Below are 17,356 nucleotides of genomic sequence, written 5' to 3'. Positions count from 1 at the left end.
ACTCGGCGATCGTGATCCACCGGAGTTAGGGTCGGGACATGGAATTCCGACACCTGGGCCGTTCCGGCCTGATGGTCAGCGAGATCTCGTACGGCAACTGGATCACCCACGGTTCTCAGGTCGAGGAGGACGCGGCGTTCGCGTGTGTGCGGGCCGCCCTCGACGCGGGGATCACCACCTTCGACACCGCCGACGTGTACGCCGGCACCCGGGCCGAGGACGTGCTCGGCCGGGCCCTGGAGAGCGAGCGTCGCGAGGGCCTGGAGATCTTCACCAAGGTCTACTGGCCGACCGGGCCGGGTCGCAACGACCGTGGCCTGTCCCGCAAGCACATCATGGAGTCGATCAACGGCTCGCTGCGCCGGCTGCGTACCGACTACGTGGACCTCTACCAGGCCCACCGGTACGACTACAGCACGCCGCTGGAGGAGACGATGGAGGCGTTCGCCGACGTCGTGCACTCCGGCAAGGCCCACTACATCGGCGTCTCCGAGTGGACCGCCGAGCAGCTGCGCGCCGCCCATCCGCTCGCCCGGGAGCTGCACGTTCCGCTGGTCTCCAACCAACCTCAGTATTCGATGCTGTGGCGGGTCATCGAGGCCGAGGTCGTACCGGCCAGCGAGGAGCTGGGCATCGGTCAGATCGTCTGGTCGCCGATGGCGCAGGGTGTGCTCTCCGGCAAGTACCTGCCGGGGCAGCCGCCGCCCGCCGGCTCCCGCGCCACGGACGAGAAGTCGGGCGCGAACTTCATCGCCCGGTTCATGAACGACGACGTGCTCACCCGGGTGCAGCAGCTCAAGCCGCTCGCCGAGCAGGCCGGGCTGAGCATGGCCCAGCTCGCCGTGGCGTGGGTGCTGCAGAACTCGAACGTCTCGTCGGCGATCATCGGGGCGTCCCGGCCCGAGCAGGTGCACGACAACGTGAAGGCGGCCGGCGTGAAGCTCGACGCCGAGCTGCTCAAGGCCATCGACGACATCGTCGAGCCGGTCGTGGAGCGAGACGCGGCGAAGACCGAGTCTCCCGCGCAGCGTCCCTGACGCGGGTCCGGTCCGGTCGGCGCGACAGGTTCGCGCCGACCGGACCGGTCAGCCGCACGGGCCGGGTCGGCTCAGCCGCATCGGGCCGCGCCGGACAGCTCAGCTCTGCCAGAAGCGGATCAGGTCGAGCCCGGTGGCGTACAGCCAGGACGGCAGGCCGAGCAGGTCACCGACCGCGAAGACCGCGTCGAAGAACCAGCCGCCGATGCGCGGGTTCCACAGCAGCGCGAAGAGCAGGATGAAGCCGTACGGGGCGAACAGGTCGTACATCCTGCGCCACTGTGGATTCAGCCACGGCTGGATCATGTTGCCGCCGTCGAGGCCGGGCACCGGCAGCAGGTTGAGCACGCTGGCGGTGAGTTGCAGGAACGCCAGCAGCGCCACCCCGGCCCAGAACTCGACCGGGCCGCCCGAGGTCGCGCCGAGTCGTACCGCGAGCACCAGCAGCAACGTGAACAACACATTGGTCGCCGGGCCGGCGAGGCTCACCAGGGTGTGCCGCAGCCGACCCGGGATGGCGTGCCGGTCCACCCACACCGCGCCGCCGGGCAGGCCGATGCCGCCGAGCAGCACCACCACCACCGGCAGCACGATCGACAGCAGCGGGTGGGTGTACTTGAACGGGTTGAGCGTGAGGTAGCCACGGTGGGCGATGTCCCGGTCGCCGGCCCGGTAGGCGACGACCGCGTGGGCGTACTCGTGCAGGCAGAGCGACACGAGCCAGCCCGAGACCACGAACAGGAACACGTCGAAGCGGACGCTGCCGTAGCCGTTCCAGGCCAGCACCCCGCTGGCCACGAAGAGCGCGACCAGGCCGAGGAAGACCGGGCTGGGCCGGAACGCCGCGCTGGGCACGCCGAGCACCAGCTTGTCGCCCGGCCGGTCGTACGCCATCACTCGGCCGTGGGCAGCAGGCTCATCCGGTACTCCACCCGGTCGTCCTCCACGAGCGCGACCGAGGTGACGCCGGACGCCGCGAGTTCACGCCAGGTCTGACCGATCCAGGATTCGGCGTCGGCCTGGCTGCCGAACGACTCCGCCGGTCCCTCGACCGTCTGACCATCCGTGCCCTCGTACCGCCAGCTCCACGCCATGCCGCGTCTCCCCTCGCCGCTGAAGTCCCGGTGGGACGAACCCCCGCCAGCGTAGTCGGCCCGACGCGCGACGGCCGCTCACCCGTCGTGCGAGCGCCGGGCCGGCAGGCAGAGCGACCCCGGGCGGCCTTAAGGTACGGGCATGTCCGTTGACGGGTGGAACACGGTCCTGGTGCTCGGCGGCATCCGGTCCGGCAAGTCCGAGTTCGCCGAGACCCTGGTCGCCGACGCGCCGGTGGTCCGCTACGTCGCCACCGCGCCCGAGGGCGACCCGGAGGACACCGAGTGGGCCACCCGACTGGCGACCCACCGCGCCCGGCGGCCGGGTAGCTGGACCACCGAGGAGACCGCCGGGGAGCCGCGTCGGCTGGCCGACGTGCTCGAGTCCGCCGAGCCGAACGAGACGCTGCTCGTCGACGACCTGGGCGGCTGGGTGACCGTGCTGCTCGACCCGGAGCACCAGCCCGCCGACGACCTGGCCACGATCGCCGAGCTGGCCGAGGCGATCCGGGCCTGCGCGGCGCGGGTGGTGCTGGTCAGCCCCGAGGTGGGGCTGTCGCTGGTGCCGACGACCCCGCTGGGGCGGGCGTTCGCCGACGCGCTCGGCGCGGCCAACCGCGCGGTCGCGGACGCCTGCGACGCCGTGGTGCTGGTGGTCGCCGGTCAGCCGGCCTGGTTGAAGCCCGCAGCGGCCGCCACCTCGGCTCCGTCCACGCCGGTGGGCGCGACCGGGCGGCACGCCGTCGCCACCGAGCTGGGCACCCCGGGCCCGGTCGCCCCGAGTCTGGGTGACACCGAGCCCACGCCCGAGGTGCAGCTCCCCGAGGTCCTGACCCACACCCCGCCGGTCGCGCCGAACCAGGAGCCGGGCAACCCCTGGGCCGCGCCGACCATGGCGCTGCCGATGGTGGCCACCGGGCTGGTCATCCAGCCGGGCATGGAGCTGCCGATGCCCGACGAGTACGCGGGCCCGCAGGCGGTGGACCGGCTGGCCACGCTGGACGTGCCGGGCGCCGGGCTGGGCGTCCTGGACCGGGTGGTCGGCTTCGCCGCCGCCACGCAGGGCACGTCGACCCCGTCCGCCTGGGGTTCGGTACGGGTGCTGCTGCTCAACGGCGACCACGCGGGCGGCGCGTCCGCCGGCACCGTCGCCGGCGAGTCGGCACGCCGCGCCGCGCAGGCCCGCGCCGGCCGGGGCGTGCTGGCTCGGCTGGCCGCCGAGGCCGGCGCGAGCCTCCAGGTCGTGGACACGCCGGCCGCCGCCCCGATGGAGACCGAGCCGGCGCTGGCCGGCGAGCAGGTCGAGTCGGCGCTGCGCTACGGCTGGCGGCTGGCCGAGCAGGCGGCCGACGCGGGCGTACAACTGCTGGTCCTGGGCGCTTGCGGCGCCGGCACCGAAGCGGCGGCGGCGGCCGTGCTGGCGGCCACCGCGGGCGCGGAACCGCCATCGGTGCTGGGTCGGGTGATCACCGATTCCGGTGAGATCGATGACGCCGCCTGGATGGTCCGCTGCGCCGCCGTGCGGGACGCCCTGCACCGCACGCGCCGCTCGCCGCGCTCCGCCAAGGACGTGCTGGCCGAGTTGGGTGGCGGCGACGTGGCGGTGGCCACCGGCGTGCTGCTGGGCGCGACCGCCCGCCGGGTGCCGGTGCTGCTGGACGGGCCGGTCGGACTGGCGGCCGGGATGATCAGCCGCGACCTGGCCGGGCAGGCCCGGCACTGGTGCCTGCTGGCCGACCACGGCCAGCACCCCGCGGTGCGGCTGGCGGCCGACGTGCTCGGCCTAACCCCCCTGCTCGATCTCCGCCTGGACCTCGGCGAGGGCGCGAATGCCCTGGTCGCACTGCCGATGCTGCGCTCGGTGCTGGCGCTGGCCGCGGCCCTGCCGGTCCATCCGTCGCTCGGCGGCGACGCCGACCAAAACGGCACCGACGAGCCGGAGCCCGACTACGCCGACGACGAGCCGGCCGACACCGGGCCGGACTACACCGACCCGGAGTTCTTCGAGCCGGAGCCGGCCGGGCCGGGCCCCACCCGCACCGGTGCCGACGAGCAGCCGGCGTCGGGCTGGCGTGCCGGCTGAGTCGCGGTTCGTCGCGGGCGTCCGGCTCGCCGTCACCACCTTCAGCACGCTGCCGGTACGGGCCGGACGGATCGACCGCCCGGTGGCGGGCACGGCGATGGCGCTCGCCCCGGCCGTCGGCGCGCTGCTCGGCGTACTCCTGGGTGGTGTCCTGCTCCTGGCCGGGCTGCTCGCTCCCCCGCTGGTGGCCGCCGGCGTGACGGTGGCCGCCGCCGCCCTGCTGACCCGGGGGCTGCACCTGGACGGGCTGGCCGACACGGTGGACGCGCTCGGCTCGTACCGTCGGGGCGCTGCCGCGCTGGAGATCATGAAGAAGCCGGACGTCGGACCGTTCGGTGTCGTGGCGCTGGTGGTCGTACTCCTGGTGCAGGCCGCGGCCCTCGCCGACCTGGCCGGGCGGTCGTGGCCGGCGTGCCTCGCGGCGGTGGTCGCGGCGACGGCGGCCGGCCGCCTGGGCGTCACGGTGGCGTGCCGGCGGGGTGTGCCCGCCGCCCGGGCGGACGGCCTGGGCGCGCTGGTGGCCGGCACGGTCGGCCCGGCGGCCCTGACCGTGGGCGCGGTCGCCGTCGTGCTGCTGGCGACGCCCGCGGTGCCGGGCCGCCCGTGGCAGGGGCCCCTCGCCGTCGTCGCCGCGCTGGCCGTCGCGGTGGCGCTGCTGACCCACGTGGTACGCCGGCTCGGCGGGATCACCGGCGACGTGCTCGGCGCGACCGTCGAAGTGGTCACCACGCTGGTCTACCTGGGTGTGGTGCTGTCCGGCTGAAGCCGGCGCGCGCGGCCGGGTAGCGTTCGGCTCGACAGCACCGGCACGGCCACCGGGGGAACCCACATGCTCATCACGGACGACTTCCTGCCCGTACCGGTGCCGGAGTCGCTCAGCGCGACCTACCTGGTGCCGATGGCGGGGCTGCCGAAGGTCAGCGCGAAGACGGCGGTGGCGTCGCTGGCCGGGCGGCTGGCCGAACCGGTGCACGGGCTCGCCACCCAGATGCTGGACAGCCCGCTGATGAGCGTGGACACCCGGCCGATCGCCGAGTTCCCCGCGCTTCCGCCGGATCTGCTCACCGCGTTCGGCGCCACCCCGGAGCAGTTGGCCCGGCTGGCGGCGGCGACGCACCTGGTGGTGGTGCAGGCCGAGTACCGGCCCGGTTGGCCGCCGGCACACGAGTGGGCGGCACGGGCGGTGGCGGCGGCGGTCGCCGAGTCCGTCGACAGCGACGTGGTGGACGTCTTCGGCCTCCAGTTCCTCGACCCGGCGACCGCGCTGCGCTCCCTCCCCGACGAGCAGGGCCGGATTCGGCTCGTCGACTGGGTGCTGGTGCCGTACTCGTCGGACGCCGAGGGGCTGTGGTTCACCACGAAGGGGCTGCGTCGTTTCGGGCTGCTGGAGTTGCAGACCCAGGGGGTGCCGGACCACCTCACCCGCGCCTGGGGTGCGGTGATGACCGGCGCGGCCCGCCGGCTGCTGCGGGACTGGACCGACGGCCTCAACGGCACGGAGGTGCCCGCGTTCGTGCAGCTACCGGTGCTCGCCACGGTCACCGGGCACGACATCGCCGTCGCGTACGGCAACCCGGAGCAGCACGGCGCGACCGCCCCGGTGCTGCTGCGCCTCGAGCTGGACCCGGCGACCGACCCGGAGGCCGACTCGTTCCTGAGCCTGCGCCCACCGGCCGGGCACCCCGGCCCGGACGGGCGCTACTACGCCGCCGCCTGCGCGACCCTGTTCTCCGGCATCCAGCCGGACGTGCGCTACGCCCGCTCCGGTGACGCCATGAGCCGCGCGGTGGCCACCGCCCGCGCCGCGCTGGGTGACGCACGGGCCCGATTCGTCGCCGGCCGGCTCCCGACCGAGTCGCAGCTCGTCGTCAAGTACGGCCTGCCGGGCGACGACGGCCCGGAGTACGTCTGGGCGGGCGTCACCTCGTGGGAGACCCCGGAGCGGATCGTCGGCGTCAGCGCCAGCGACGCGAACACCGACGAGAGCGTCCGGATCGGCGCCCCGGTGGTCGTGGAGTCCGCCGACGTCGTCGACTGGGCGGTCCTGGACGCGACGGGAGTCATCGAAGGAGGCTGGACCCAGGCAGTCCTGGACTCCGGCGAACCCCCCACCCCAACCCCCTAACCCCCGCCCCCTGCCCCACCGGGACCACCCACCCACCCACCCCCACCCACCCCACCCCCACCCCGGCCCCACCCCGGCCCCACCCTCCCCGGTGATCAAGAGGTTCGCGTCATTTTTCGGCGCAATTTTGACGTGAACCTCTTGATCAACGAGTGCGGGTGGGGTGGGGGTCCGGGGGTGGGGCGGGGTTAGTGGGTTGAGGGGGTGACGAAGGGGGGTTTGGTTACGGTCAGGGGGGCGCGGCGGCCTCGGATGTCGATCTCGACCTCGGCGCCTTCGGGGAGGTTGGCGTCCGTGTCGACCAGGGCCAGGGCGATGCCCTGCTTCCTCGTGGGGCTGAAGGTGCCGCTCGTCACGACGCCGACCTGCCGATCGCCCAGGTGCAGGGTCATGCCGGGGCGCGGGATGGCGCGGTCGACGGCCACCAGGCCACGCAGCGTACGACGGGGGCCGGCGGCCTTCTCGGCGCGCAGCACGTCACGGCCCCAGAACGCCGGCTTGTCCCAGCCGACCGCCCAACCGGAGCGGGCCTGCACCGGGGTGATGTCCAACGAGAGGTCCTGCCCGTGCAGCGGGTATCCCATCTCGGTGCGCAGCGTGTCCCGGGCGGCGAGGCCGCAGGCGCGCAGCTCGAACGCCTCGCCGGCGGCGAAGAGCGCGTCCCACACGGTCACCGCCTGCTCCGCCGGCACCACCAGCTCGTAGCCCAGCTCGCCGGTGTAGCCGGTACGGCAGACGGTCAACTCCACGGCCGCGAGGCTGGCGGCGTCGAAGCTCATGTAGCCGTGCTCGGTGGGCAGGTCGAGGGCGGCGAGCAGGTCGGCGGAGCGGGGGCCCTGCACGGCCAGCACCGCGTACGCCTCGTGCTCGTCGGTGACGGTGATCCGCTCCGGCGCGGCGGCGCGCAACCGGCGTACGACCTCGGTGGTGTTCGCGGCGTTCGGGATGAGGAAGACGTGGTCGTCGGCGTACAGGTAGGCGATGATGTCGTCGACCACACCGCCGGTGGCGTCGTCGCAGCACAGCGTGTACTGCGCGCGGCCCGGCCCGATGCGGCCCAGGTCGTTGCTGAGGCAGGAGTTGACGAACTCGGCCGCTCCGGGACCGGTCACCCGGACCTTGCCCAGGTGCGAGACGTCGAAGACCCCCACCGCCGTCCGCACCGCCGTGTGCTCCTTGAGCACCCCGCCGCCGGCGTACTCCAGCGGCATCTCCCAGCCCCCGAAGGGGGCGAACTTGGCGCCGGCGGCGGTGTGCCGCTCGTGCAGCGGGGAACGTCGCAGCCGGGTCGCGGCGGCGGCGGAGGTCACGTCGGTCATGGGTGGCAACTTACCGGGGGTTACGCCGCTGGTTAGCATCGGCGGGACCCCGTTGCGTGATCGACGGGACAGCCCTGACGTCCGGCGGGTAGGTTCCGCCGGAGACCTTCACCGCTGGTACGCGACGACGCGACCGGCCCGGCCCGCCCGGAGTAGCTTCAGTGACAACCCCCCGCACGACCACCCTGAGCCTGGTCGACACCGACCCGGCGGAGCTCGCCGTCGACGCGATCGTGATCGGCGTGCACAGCCAGACCGGAGAGCAGGACGCCACCAGCGGCCTCGCCGGCACCCTGCTGCTCGGCAGCGGCGCGGAGAGCATCGCCGTCGCGTTCGACGGCAAGCTGACCGAGACGCTGGCGCTGCTCGGCGCGACCGGTGGCCCGGGCGAGGTGATCAAGCTGGCCACGCTGGGTACCGTCACGGCTCCACTGGTCGTCGCGGTCGGGCTCGGCCCGGAGCCGACGGGCGCCGCTCCGGCGCCGGAGACGCTGCGCCGCGCGGCTGGCGCCGCGGTGAGGGCCCTGGCGGGCGCGCCGAAGGTGGCGCTCAGCCTGCCGTTGCCCGACGACGCGGACGCGCTGGCGGCGCTGCGCGCGGTCGCCGAGGGCGCGCTGCTCGGCGGCTATCGCTTCGCCGGCTACAAGACCCGGCCGCAGCCGGCCCGGCGGGAGCCGGTGGCCGAGGTGCTCATCGCCGTTCCGGACGCCGCCGACCCGGGCGCCCAGGCGGAGATCACCCGCGCGCAGGCGGTTGCCGGCGCGGTCCGGACCAGCCGGGACTGGGTGAACACCGCCCCGAACGAGCTGCGTCCCCCGTCGTTCGCCGACGCCGTGGCCGCCGCCGCCCGGGACGCCGGCCTCGGCGTCGAGGTGCTGGACGAGGCGGCGCTGGCCGCCGGCGGGTACGGCGGCATCATCGCGGTCGGGCAGGGTTCGGAGGCCCCGCCGCGGCTGGTGAAGCTCACCTACACGCCGCAGGACGCCGGCAACGGCAAGCGGGTCGCACTGGTCGGCAAGGGCATCACCTTCGACACCGGCGGCATCTCGATCAAGCCGGCGCAGGGCATGTGGGAGATGAAGTCCGACATGGCCGGCGCCGCCGCGGTGGGTGCGGCGATGCTGGCGATCGCCGCGTTGAAGCCGAACGTGGCGGTCAGCGGGTACCTGCCGATGGCCGAGAACATGCCGTCGGGCACCAGCTACCGGCCGGGCGACGTGATCAGCATGTTCAGCGGCAAGAAGGTGGAGGTGCTCAACACCGACGCCGAGGGCCGGATGGTGCTGGCCGACGCCATCGCCCGCGCCTGCGCCGACGGCACGGACTACCTGTTCGAGACGTCGACCCTGACCGGCGGTCAGGTGATCGCGTTGGGTAAGCGGGTCGCCGGCGTCATGGGTACTCCCGAGCTGTGCGAGCGGGTCCGCACGGTCGGCGACTCGGTCGGCGAGCCGGCCTGGCCGATGCCGCTGCCGGACGACGTGCGCAAGGGCATGGACTCCGACGTGGCGGACATCTCGCAGGTCAACGCCGGGATGGACCGGGCCGGGCACATGCTCCAGGGCGGCGTGTTCCTGCGCGAGTTCGTGACCGATGACGTGGCCTGGGCGCACATCGACATCGCCGGCCCGGGCTACCACTCGGGCGAGCCGACCGGCTACTGGACCAAGGGCGGCACCGGCGTGCCGGTCCGCACCCTGGTGCAGCTCGTCGAGGACGTCGCCGCCAACGGCTGACATGTGAGGAAGGGCCCCCTGTTAGACGCTAGGCGTTAACAGGGGGCCCTTCCTCACATCTGCTGGCCGGGGCGGCGCTTGCGGCGCTCGTTGAAGTCGCGCATCCGCTGCGGGTAGCCCATCAGCCGGACGTCGTAAACCGGAATGCCCATCCGGTACGCGAAGCGACGCGCGCCGTCCGGACCGTCGATGCGCCGGCGGGTCCACTCCCCGTCGTCGGCGATCAGGATGACGGTGGTCTCGGTGACCGTCGTCCGGGGCTCGATGAACGCCTCGACACCTCGCCGGCTCCGGATGAAATTCTCCAGATGGGCCAGATCGCCACGATCGGCCGCACGGTCGTGGCTCGCCACACGCGCCTGTTTGCGACGCCGGAACAACCCCACCGGACTTCTCCCCCACCTGACGTCATCGACAACGGTGCCAAGGGTACGTGTCGATGACGTGTCGTTGGGCACCTCACTACGCACCCTGTGCCCAGTGGTGACAAGATGACCGAGGTGGGGTGTGTCCGTGTTACACCTCCGTGACCCCCGATGCAGTGACGCGACCTGGGAGTTGGACGTGAGCGAGCCGAACGAAGCGACCTTCGACATTGTCATCCTCGGAGGTGGCAGCGGCGGCTACGCGACCGCGCTGCGCGCCGTCCAGCTGGGCCTGAAGGTCGCGCTGGTCGAGAAGGGCAAGCTCGGCGGCACCTGCCTGCACAACGGCTGCATCCCGACCAAGGCGCTGCTGCACGCGGCCGAGATCGCCGACCAGACCCGTGAGTCGGAGCAGTTCGGTGTGAAGGCCGAGCTGGTCGGTATCGACATGGCGGGGGTCAACTCGTACAAGGACGGCGTGATCGCCCGCCTGTACAAGGGCCTCCAGGGCATGTTGAAGGGCAACAAGTCGATCACCATCGTCGAGGGCCACGGCAAGCTCGTCGGCAAGAACGTGGTCGAGGTCGACGGCAAGCGCTACACCGGCCGCAACATCGTGCTGGCCTCCGGCTCGTACGCGAAGAGCCTGCCCGGCCTCGAGGTCGACGGCGAGCGGATCATCACGAGCGACCACGCGCTGACCCTGGACCGGATCCCCTCGTCGGTGATCGTGCTCGGCGGTGGCGTGATCGGCGTCGAGTTCGCCAGCGTGTGGAAGTCCTTCGGTGTGGACGTGACGATCGTCGAGGCGCTGCCCCGGCTGGTCGCCGCCGAGGACGAGGAGTCGTCGAAGGCGTTGGAGCGGGCGTTCCGCAAGCGCAAGATCAACTTCAAGGTCGGCAAGCCGTTCGAGAAGGTCGAGAAGACCGAGAACGGCGTCAAGCTGACCATCCAGGGCGGCGACACCGTCGAGGCCGAGCTGCTGCTGGTCGCGGTGGGTCGCGGTCCGAACACCGCGAACCTCGGGTACGAGGAGCAGGGCGTCAAGATGGACCGCGGCTACGTGCTGACCGACGAGCGGCTGCGCACCAGCGTGCCGAACGTCTACGCGGTCGGCGACATCGTGCCCGGCCTCCAGCTCGCGCACCGGGGCTTCCAGCAGGGCATCTTCGTCGCCGAGGAGATCGCCGGCCAGACCCCGGCCGTCATCGACGAGGTGGGCATCCCGCGCGTCACCTACTGCGACCCCGAGCTGGCGTCGGTGGGCCTGACCGAGGCGAAGGCCAAGGAGCAGTACGGCGCCGACAAGGTCAAGACGTACAACTACAACCTGGGTGGCAACGGCAAGAGCCAGATCCTCAAGACGACCGGCTTCGTGAAGCTGGTCCGCGTCGAGGACGGCCCGGTGGTCGGCGTCCACATGGTCGGCGCCCGGGTGGGTGAGCTGATCGGTGAGGCGCAGCTCATCTACAACTGGGAGGCCTACCCGGCGGAGGTCGCCCAGCTCGTGCACGCCCACCCGACCCAGAACGAGGCCCTGGGCGAGGCGCACCTGGCCCTCGCCGGCAAGCCGCTGCACGCGCACGCCTGACAATCAACCGCGGCGTCCGGCGACGGGCGAAGATCCCCCAAGGGGAATGAAGGAGTCTGGAGAAAATGCCGGTATCGGTCACCATGCCCCGGCTCGGCGAGAGCGTCACCGAGGGCACCGTCACTCGCTGGCTCAAGCAGGAGGGCGACACGGTCGAGGTCGACGAGCCCCTGCTCGAGGTCTCGACCGACAAGGTCGACACCGAGATCCCGTCGCCCGCGGCGGGTGTGCTGAGCCGCATCGTGGTCGGCGAGGACGAGACCGCCGAGGTCGGCAGCGAGCTGGCCGTCATCGCCGGTGAGGGCGAGTCGACCGGCGGTGGCGAGGCCGCCCCGCAGGAGCAGCAGCAGGCGCCGGCCGAGTCGGTCGAGCCCGCCGCCGAGCCGACCGCCGCCGCCGAGGGCACCGCCGACCAGGTGGCGCAGGACGAGGCCCCGGCCGAGGCGCCGGCTCCGGCCGCCGCGCCGTCGGGCGAGGGCACCGCGGTCAAGATGCCGGCTCTGGGCGAGAGCGTCACCGAGGGTACGGTCACCCGCTGGCTCAAGCAGGTCGGCGACACCGTCGAGGTGGACGAGCCGCTGCTGGAGGTCTCCACCGACAAGGTCGACACGGAGATCCCGTCGCCGGTGGCCGGCACCGTGCTGGAGATCAAGGTCGCCGAGGACGAGACCGCCGCGGTCGGCGCCGACCTGGTGGTCATCGGCGTCGCCGGTGGGGCCCCGGCGAAGACCGAGTCGAAGCCCGAGCCGAAGGCGGAGGCCGCGCCGGCCCCCAAGGCCGAGCCGAAGCCGGAGCCGAAGGTCGAGGAGCCCACCCCGGGCATGTCGTACAACGAGCCGGCCGCCGAGGCGGAGACGTCGGCGCAGCCGGCGAAGGCCGAGCAGGCCGCCCAGCCGTCCGCGCCGACCGCCGCGCCGCAGCGCCCGTCCACGCCGGCCCAGGGTGGCGAGGAGGCGGCCGGGTACGTCACGCCGCTGGTACGCAAGCTGGCCAACGAGCACGGCGTGGACCTGGCCGCGCTCAACGGCACCGGTGTGGGTGGCCGGATCCGCAAGCAGGACGTCCTCGACGCGGCCGAGAAGGCCAAGGCCGCGGCGGCCACGCCGGCTCCGGCGGCACAGCCGGCCGCCAGCGCGGCGACCCCGGCCAAGCCGGCCGCGAAGCCGCAGCCGAGCGGCAAGCGGGGCACCACCGAGAAGCTCCCCCGGATCCGCAAGGCGATCGCCAACCGGATGCAGGAGTCGCTGCACGAGATGGCGCAGCTCACCACGGTGGTCGAGGTGGACGTCACCCGGGTCGCGAAGTTGCGGGCGCAGGCGAAGGACTCGTTCGTGCAGCGGCACGGCGTCAAGCTGTCCTTCCTGCCGTTCTTCGCTCTCGCCGCCGTCGAGGCGCTGCAGACCTACCCGATCGTCAACGCCCAGTTGGACCTGGACGGCGGCACGATCACCTACCCGGCCGCGGAGCACCTCGGCATCGCCGTGGACACCGAGCGGGGTCTCGTGGTGCCGGTCATCCACAACGCCGGTGACCTCAACCTCGGTGGCATCGCGAAGCGGGTCGCCGACCTGGCCGAGCGGACCCGGACCAACAAGATCAGCCCGGACGAGATCGCCGGGGCGACCTTCACGCTCACCAACACGGGCAGCCGGGGCGCGCTCTTCGATACCCCCATCGTGCCGAAGCCGCAGTCGGCGATGCTCGGCACGGGTGCCGTGGTCAAGCGGCCGGTCGTGGTCAACGACCCGGACCTGGGCGAGGTCGTCGCGGTCCGGTCGATGGTCTACCTGGCCATGTCGTACGACCACCGACTGATCGACGGCGCCGACGCGGCCCGCTTCCTGAGCGCGGTCAAGGAGCGGCTGGAGGCCGGCAACTTCGAGTCGGAGCTGGGCCTGGCCTGATCCACCTCGCAACGCGAAAGGGCGCCCCGGTCACCTCGGCCGGGGCGCCCTTTCCGTATTGACGGGTCAGCCCTTGAGCAGGTCGGTCGAGACCTTCCAGAGCCGCTCGGCCGCCTCCGGGTCCAGCGCGTAGTCCGCGACGCCCGTCCGCGTGTCGGGTCGGGCGGGCGCGGCCTGCTGGCAGTCCTCGAAGTAGCGTCCGCCGACCTCGTCGAGCAACGGGGACGCGGCCACCAGCACCGACGTGGCGGCGCCCTGCTCGACGGTCTTCCACGCCGCCGCGTTGCCGGCGCGCAGGCGGTTCAGCTCCTCCTCGCTGACGTAGCGCTGGAGGTTGGTGCGGATCGCGCCGGGCATCAGCGAGTTGGTGTAGATGCCGTCGTCGGCCCAGCGGCGGGTCGCCTCCACGGCGAAGAGCACGTTGGCCGTCTTCGACTGCCCGTACGCCTGCCAGGGCTCGTACTCGCGGCGGTCGTACTGGATGTCCTCGAAGAGCACGGGCGAGCGCAGGTGGGCGGCGGAGCTGACCGAGACGATGCGGGCCCCGTCGGCGGCGGCGAGCGCCGGGCGCAGCCCGGTGGCGAGAGCGAAGTGCCCGAGGTGGTTGGTGGCGAACTGCATCTCCCAGCCCTGCGGGGTGCGGCTCAGCGGCGCGGCCATGATGCCGGCGTTGTTGACCAGAATGTGCAGCGGGCCGTCCCAGTTGGCGACGAAGTCGGCGACCGAATTCTGGTCGGCGAGGTCGAGCGGGGCGACCAGGACGCGGTCGTTGCCGGTGGTGCCGGTGATGTCGTCGGCGGCCTTCTGGCCGGCGTCGGGGTTGCGGACGGCCAGGGTGACCTCCGCGCCGGCGCTGGCCAGGGCGCGTGCGGTCTCCACGCCGATGCCGGACGACCCGCCGGTGACGATCGCCCGTCGGCCGACCAGGTCCACGCCCCGGATCACGTCCATGGCGGTGGAGTCGTGGGCGAACGACGTGGTGATCGGGTTGCTCGTCGTCATGATCCATCCTTGTTCAGGCTGAGGGCGGGCCGTTTGGCCCGCCGGTACGATGGAAGCGGAGGATCCTCCGCTGCAGTCGAGACTAACCGGAGTTCCCTCCGCTTGCCATGTCCGGTGCGTTACACCCACTCAGCGAGGAGGAGACGGTGCCGGAGTCCAGCCCCCGCCCACTGCGGGCGGACGCGCTGCGCAACCGTGAACGCCTGCTTCGGGTCGCGGTCCAGGCTCTTTCCCGCCCCGGGCCGGAGGTAACGCTCGACGCCATCGCCCGCGAGGCAGGGGTGGGCATCGGCACCCTGTACCGCCACTTCCCCACCCGCGAGGCGCTGGTCGAGGCGGCGTACCGCAACGAGCTGGCCCGGCTCTGCGACGCCGCGCCGCAGCTACTCGACCAGATGCCGCCCGATCGGGCGCTGCGGGACTGGATGTCCCGTTTCACCGACTACCTCGCCACCAAGCGGGGCATGGCCGACGCGCTGCGCCTCGTCATCGCGTCCGGCGCCAACCCGTACGCCCAGAGCCGCGACCTGCTGCTCGCGGCGCTCGGCCAGTTGCTCGCCGCAGGCGTCGCGGCGGGCGCCGTCCGGGCCGACGTCGCCGCCGGCGACGTGCTGGCGGGCCTCAGTGGCATCTCGCTGGCCGCCGGCGAACGCGCCCAGGCCGACCGGCTGCTCGACCTCCTGATGGACGGGCTGCGCTCCCGCGCCGCGGGCTGACCCGTTCTGTCCTCCGACCAGGCCGGACGCTGCCAGAGTGGGACCGTGGGCGGTAACCGGCGGCGCGGACAACTGGGACCCGCCGTCCCCATCGCCCCCGGGGCCCGGGTGGACAAGTTCGAGGTCTTCTTCGACCTGGTCTTCGTCTTCTCGTTCTTCATCATCACCCGCGCGACGGCCGCGAACATCTCCGGTCGCCAACTGCTGCACGCCGCCCTGGTGCTCGCCGTGCTCTGGTGGATCTGGGTGGTGCACAGCCTGGTCGCCACCCGGGTCCGGCTCGGCGAGGGCTACGTACCGGCGCTCATGGTGATCTCGATGGTCGCGCTGTTCGCGTTCGCGCTGGGGCTGCCGCAGGCGTTCAGCGACTCGAAGGGCAGCGCCGCCGGGCCGATGCTGGTGGCCATCAGCTACGTCGTGGTGCGAGGCATCCACTGGATCCTGTACCAGCACGTGGTGCGGGACAGCCCGCAGGAGCGACGTCAGCTCCGACGCTTCGCACCGGAGCTGACGGTGAGCATCCTGCTGCTGCTCGCCGCCGCGTTGATCCCACCGCAGATCACCGACCCCGACCGGGCCGCCCTGGTCCGCGACGGGCTGTGGATCGCCGTGGTGGTGGTGCAGTACGCCACCGGCTTCATCGTCGGCACCTGGGGTTGGGGGGTGACCAGCGCGGAGCACTGGACCGAGCGCTACGACCTCATCCTGATCATCGCGCTCGGTGAGTCGATCATCTCCACCGGAGTGGGCGGCAACCTGCTCGGCAAGTCGGTCACCTGGCCGGCGGTGGCCGCCGCCGCGCTCGGCATCGTGATCACCGCCGCGCTCTGGTGGGCGCACTTCGACTTCGTCGGGCCGGCCGCCCGGATCGCCCTGCACGCGGCGGAGGGCGCTCCCCGGGTGGCGATGGCCCGCGACGCGTACGCGTACCTCTACCTGCCAATGATCGCCGGGGTGATCCTCTTCTCGATCGGCAACGAGGAGATCCTGCACAAGATCACCGACCCGGCCGGCGGTATCGCGGAGAAGATCGAAGGGCCGGCGGTGCCGATGCTCTTCGGCGGGTTGATCACCTACTTCGCCGTCAACATGCTGTTCCAACTGCGCACCCTGCACACCGCCACCTGGACCCGCGTGGGCGTGATCGTGGCGCTCACGGTGGCCCTGCCCATCGGCCTGCACCTGCCGGCACTGGGCGCGCTCACCCTGGCGACCGTGATCTGCGTCGGGCTGGTGGCCGTCGAGGTGCTGGTGATGGCGGACTCCCGGCAAGCGCTGCGGGCCGCCGTGTTCGAGGAGCGGACGACGCACGAGGCGCACGAGGCGGGGTGGCGTGCCCGCTGGCACGACGTCCGGGAGCCCGACGAGCCGACCACGCCCTGACGGTTCCGGTCTAGAGTGTCGGACAGCGTCGCGGTGTACCCGGCACGATGGCCGCCGAGGGCATGGAGGCGCGGGGACAGCATGAGGACGAACGTGCACCCACCCGGTTCACCGACCGATCGGCTCGCCGCCGTCGGCAACCAGATGATCGAGATCCACCTCTGGCTCCGCACGGAGCTGGCCCGCCTCCGGGCCGACCTGGACGCCCCCGCACGGGACCTACGGGCCCACTGCCTGACCTTCTGCGCCGCGCTCGGTCGCCACCACACCGGCGAGGACGCGGGCGCGTTCCGGGTCCTGGCCGACGAGGTGCCCGAGCTGCGCCCGGTCCTGGCCAACCTGATCGTCGACCACGAGGTGGTGGCGGGGATCCTCGCCCGGGTCGAGGAACTGCTCGGCGACGACCGGCCGCTGCCGACGGCTCAGGTACGCGCCGAGCTGGACGGGTTGGCCGCCCTGCTGGAGACACACTTCCGCTACGAGGAGAAGCGGCTGGTCAGCGCGTTGAACGCGCTCGCCGGCCGGCCCGGGACTGCCGAGCAGTTGCTCGGCCTGACCGCGCCGAGCTGAGCCGCGCGCCGACCTGGTCCCCCGCGATCACCGACCCTCGTCGGGAGCGGGCGGACCGGGCAGCCGCTCGTAGAAGCGGATCTTTTCCCGCAGATGGTCGTACTGACGCCGCAGCAGGCGCATCTGCTCCTCCACCTGCGCCGCGTGCTGTCGCAGCAGCTCACGCCGCTCGTCGACAGTGTGCTCACCGGCACGGGCCAGCGACGCGTACCGGCACATCTGGGCGATCGGCATCCCGGTGTCCCGCAGGCAGCGGAAGAGCAGCAGCCAGCTCAGGTCATCGTCGGTGAAGACGCGCTGGCCACCCGGCGTACGACCCACATCGGCCAGCAGGCCGATCTTCTCGTAGTACCGCAGGGTGTCCAGGCTGAAGCCGCTGCGCCGGGCGGCCTCGGCGGGGGCGTAACCGGTCATGCCCCGGATGCTAGCCA

Annotated in this window: 16 protein-coding genes; 10 read left to right on the top strand and 6 right to left on the bottom strand. The window is 72.6% G+C overall.

Annotation, left to right across the window (positions count from 1 at the left end; all coding sequences use genetic code 11):
• The first annotated feature begins 38 nt into the window (after positions 1 to 38).
• Positions 39 to 1,037 (top strand): aldo/keto reductase family protein, encoded by a 999-nt coding sequence (locus ABZ272_RS09060; protein ID WP_355049366.1) that lies wholly within the window; start codon positions 39 to 41, stop codon positions 1,035 to 1,037.
• 99 nt (positions 1,038 to 1,136) lie between these two features.
• Here the strand turns inward: ABZ272_RS09060 and ABZ272_RS09055 are convergent, their stop codons facing one another.
• The gene (locus ABZ272_RS09055; protein WP_355049365.1) at positions 1,137 to 1,931 is read right to left on the bottom strand and encodes a site-2 protease family protein; all 795 of its coding nucleotides are present in this window, start codon (positions 1,929 to 1,931) and stop codon (positions 1,137 to 1,139) included.
• Positions 1,931 to 2,131 (bottom strand): hypothetical protein, encoded by a 201-nt coding sequence (locus ABZ272_RS09050; RefSeq protein ID WP_030337978.1) that lies wholly within the window; start codon positions 2,129 to 2,131, stop codon positions 1,931 to 1,933. Before ABZ272_RS09050 ends, ABZ272_RS09055 begins: the two co-directional genes overlap by 1 nt.
• Positions 2,132 to 2,273: 142 nt before the next feature.
• Between ABZ272_RS09050 and ABZ272_RS09045 the strand changes: the two genes are divergently transcribed.
• The 3 genes from ABZ272_RS09045 (at position 2,274) to ABZ272_RS09035 (ending at position 6,339) form a co-directional block, all read left to right on the top strand.
• Positions 2,274 to 4,214: a bifunctional adenosylcobinamide kinase/adenosylcobinamide-phosphate guanylyltransferase gene (locus tag ABZ272_RS09045; protein WP_355049364.1), complete on the top strand. Its 1,941-nt coding sequence runs from the start codon at positions 2,274 to 2,276 to the stop codon at positions 4,212 to 4,214.
• Positions 4,204 to 4,977, top strand: coding sequence for an adenosylcobinamide-GDP ribazoletransferase (locus ABZ272_RS09040; RefSeq protein ID WP_355049363.1), 774 nt, complete (start codon positions 4,204 to 4,206; stop codon positions 4,975 to 4,977). Before ABZ272_RS09045 ends, ABZ272_RS09040 begins: the two co-directional genes overlap by 11 nt.
• Positions 4,978 to 5,043: 66 nt before the next feature.
• Positions 5,044 to 6,339 (top strand): DUF2314 domain-containing protein, encoded by a 1,296-nt coding sequence (locus ABZ272_RS09035; RefSeq protein ID WP_355049362.1) that lies wholly within the window; start codon positions 5,044 to 5,046, stop codon positions 6,337 to 6,339.
• Positions 6,340 to 6,527: 188 nt separating this feature from the next.
• Here ABZ272_RS09035 and gcvT read toward each other — a convergent pair whose 3' ends face one another.
• Positions 6,528 to 7,658, bottom strand: a complete 1,131-nt coding sequence (gcvT, locus tag ABZ272_RS09030) for a glycine cleavage system aminomethyltransferase GcvT (RefSeq protein WP_355049361.1) — start codon at positions 7,656 to 7,658, stop codon at positions 6,528 to 6,530.
• Positions 7,659 to 7,819: 161 nt separating this feature from the next.
• Here gcvT and ABZ272_RS09025 point away from each other — a divergent pair, with 161 nt between their 5' ends.
• A complete protein-coding gene (locus tag ABZ272_RS09025) occupies positions 7,820 to 9,394 on the top strand; it encodes a leucyl aminopeptidase (RefSeq protein ID WP_355049360.1) in 1,575 nt (524 codons plus the stop codon).
• A gap of 53 nt (positions 9,395 to 9,447) precedes the next feature.
• On the opposite strand, the gene ABZ272_RS09020 is transcribed toward ABZ272_RS09025, so the two are convergent.
• Positions 9,448 to 9,780, bottom strand: coding sequence for a hypothetical protein (locus ABZ272_RS09020; protein ID WP_355049359.1), 333 nt, complete (start codon positions 9,778 to 9,780; stop codon positions 9,448 to 9,450).
• 178 nt (positions 9,781 to 9,958) lie between these two features.
• Between ABZ272_RS09020 and lpdA the strand changes: the two genes are divergently transcribed.
• Together lpdA and sucB are read left to right on the top strand one after the other, a co-directional pair.
• Positions 9,959 to 11,350, top strand: a complete 1,392-nt coding sequence (gene lpdA / locus ABZ272_RS09015; RefSeq protein ID WP_355049358.1) for a dihydrolipoyl dehydrogenase — start codon at positions 9,959 to 9,961, stop codon at positions 11,348 to 11,350.
• Positions 11,351 to 11,415: 65 nt separating this feature from the next.
• On the top strand, positions 11,416 to 13,254 hold the full coding sequence (sucB, locus tag ABZ272_RS09010; protein ID WP_355049357.1) for a 2-oxoglutarate dehydrogenase, E2 component, dihydrolipoamide succinyltransferase: 1,839 nt from the start codon (positions 11,416 to 11,418) through the stop codon (positions 13,252 to 13,254).
• Positions 13,255 to 13,320: 66 nt separating this feature from the next.
• Here sucB and ABZ272_RS09005 read toward each other — a convergent pair whose 3' ends face one another.
• Entirely contained in the window at positions 13,321 to 14,256 is a 936-nt protein-coding gene (locus tag ABZ272_RS09005; protein ID WP_355049356.1) for an SDR family NAD(P)-dependent oxidoreductase, read from the bottom strand.
• A gap of 146 nt (positions 14,257 to 14,402) precedes the next feature.
• On the opposite strand from ABZ272_RS09005, the gene ABZ272_RS09000 reads away from it, so the two are divergent.
• The 3 genes from ABZ272_RS09000 (at position 14,403) to ABZ272_RS08990 (ending at position 16,925) form a co-directional block, all read left to right on the top strand.
• A complete protein-coding gene (locus ABZ272_RS09000; RefSeq protein ID WP_355049355.1) occupies positions 14,403 to 14,972 on the top strand; it encodes a helix-turn-helix domain-containing protein in 570 nt (189 codons plus the stop codon).
• Positions 14,973 to 15,017: 45 nt separating this feature from the next.
• Positions 15,018 to 16,355: a low temperature requirement protein A gene (locus ABZ272_RS08995; protein ID WP_355049354.1), complete on the top strand. Its 1,338-nt coding sequence runs from the start codon at positions 15,018 to 15,020 to the stop codon at positions 16,353 to 16,355.
• Between the two features lie 81 nt (positions 16,356 to 16,436).
• Positions 16,437 to 16,925 carry a hemerythrin domain-containing protein gene (locus tag ABZ272_RS08990; protein WP_355049353.1) on the top strand — a complete coding sequence of 163 codons (489 nt, stop codon included), beginning with the start codon at positions 16,437 to 16,439 and terminating at the stop codon, positions 16,923 to 16,925.
• A 27-nt stretch (positions 16,926 to 16,952) separates the two neighbouring features.
• On the opposite strand, the gene ABZ272_RS08985 is transcribed toward ABZ272_RS08990, so the two are convergent.
• A complete protein-coding gene (locus tag ABZ272_RS08985) occupies positions 16,953 to 17,339 on the bottom strand; it encodes a MerR family transcriptional regulator (protein WP_355049352.1) in 387 nt (128 codons plus the stop codon).
• Positions 17,340 to 17,356: the final 17 nt, after the last annotated feature.

It is taken from the genome of Micromonospora sp. NPDC005979, from assembly GCF_040614415.1.
GTDB lineage: Bacteria > Actinomycetota > Actinomycetes > Mycobacteriales > Micromonosporaceae > Micromonospora.
Note: the sequence above shows the minus strand (reverse complement) of the source record. Positions and strands in the feature narration are given on the sequence as shown.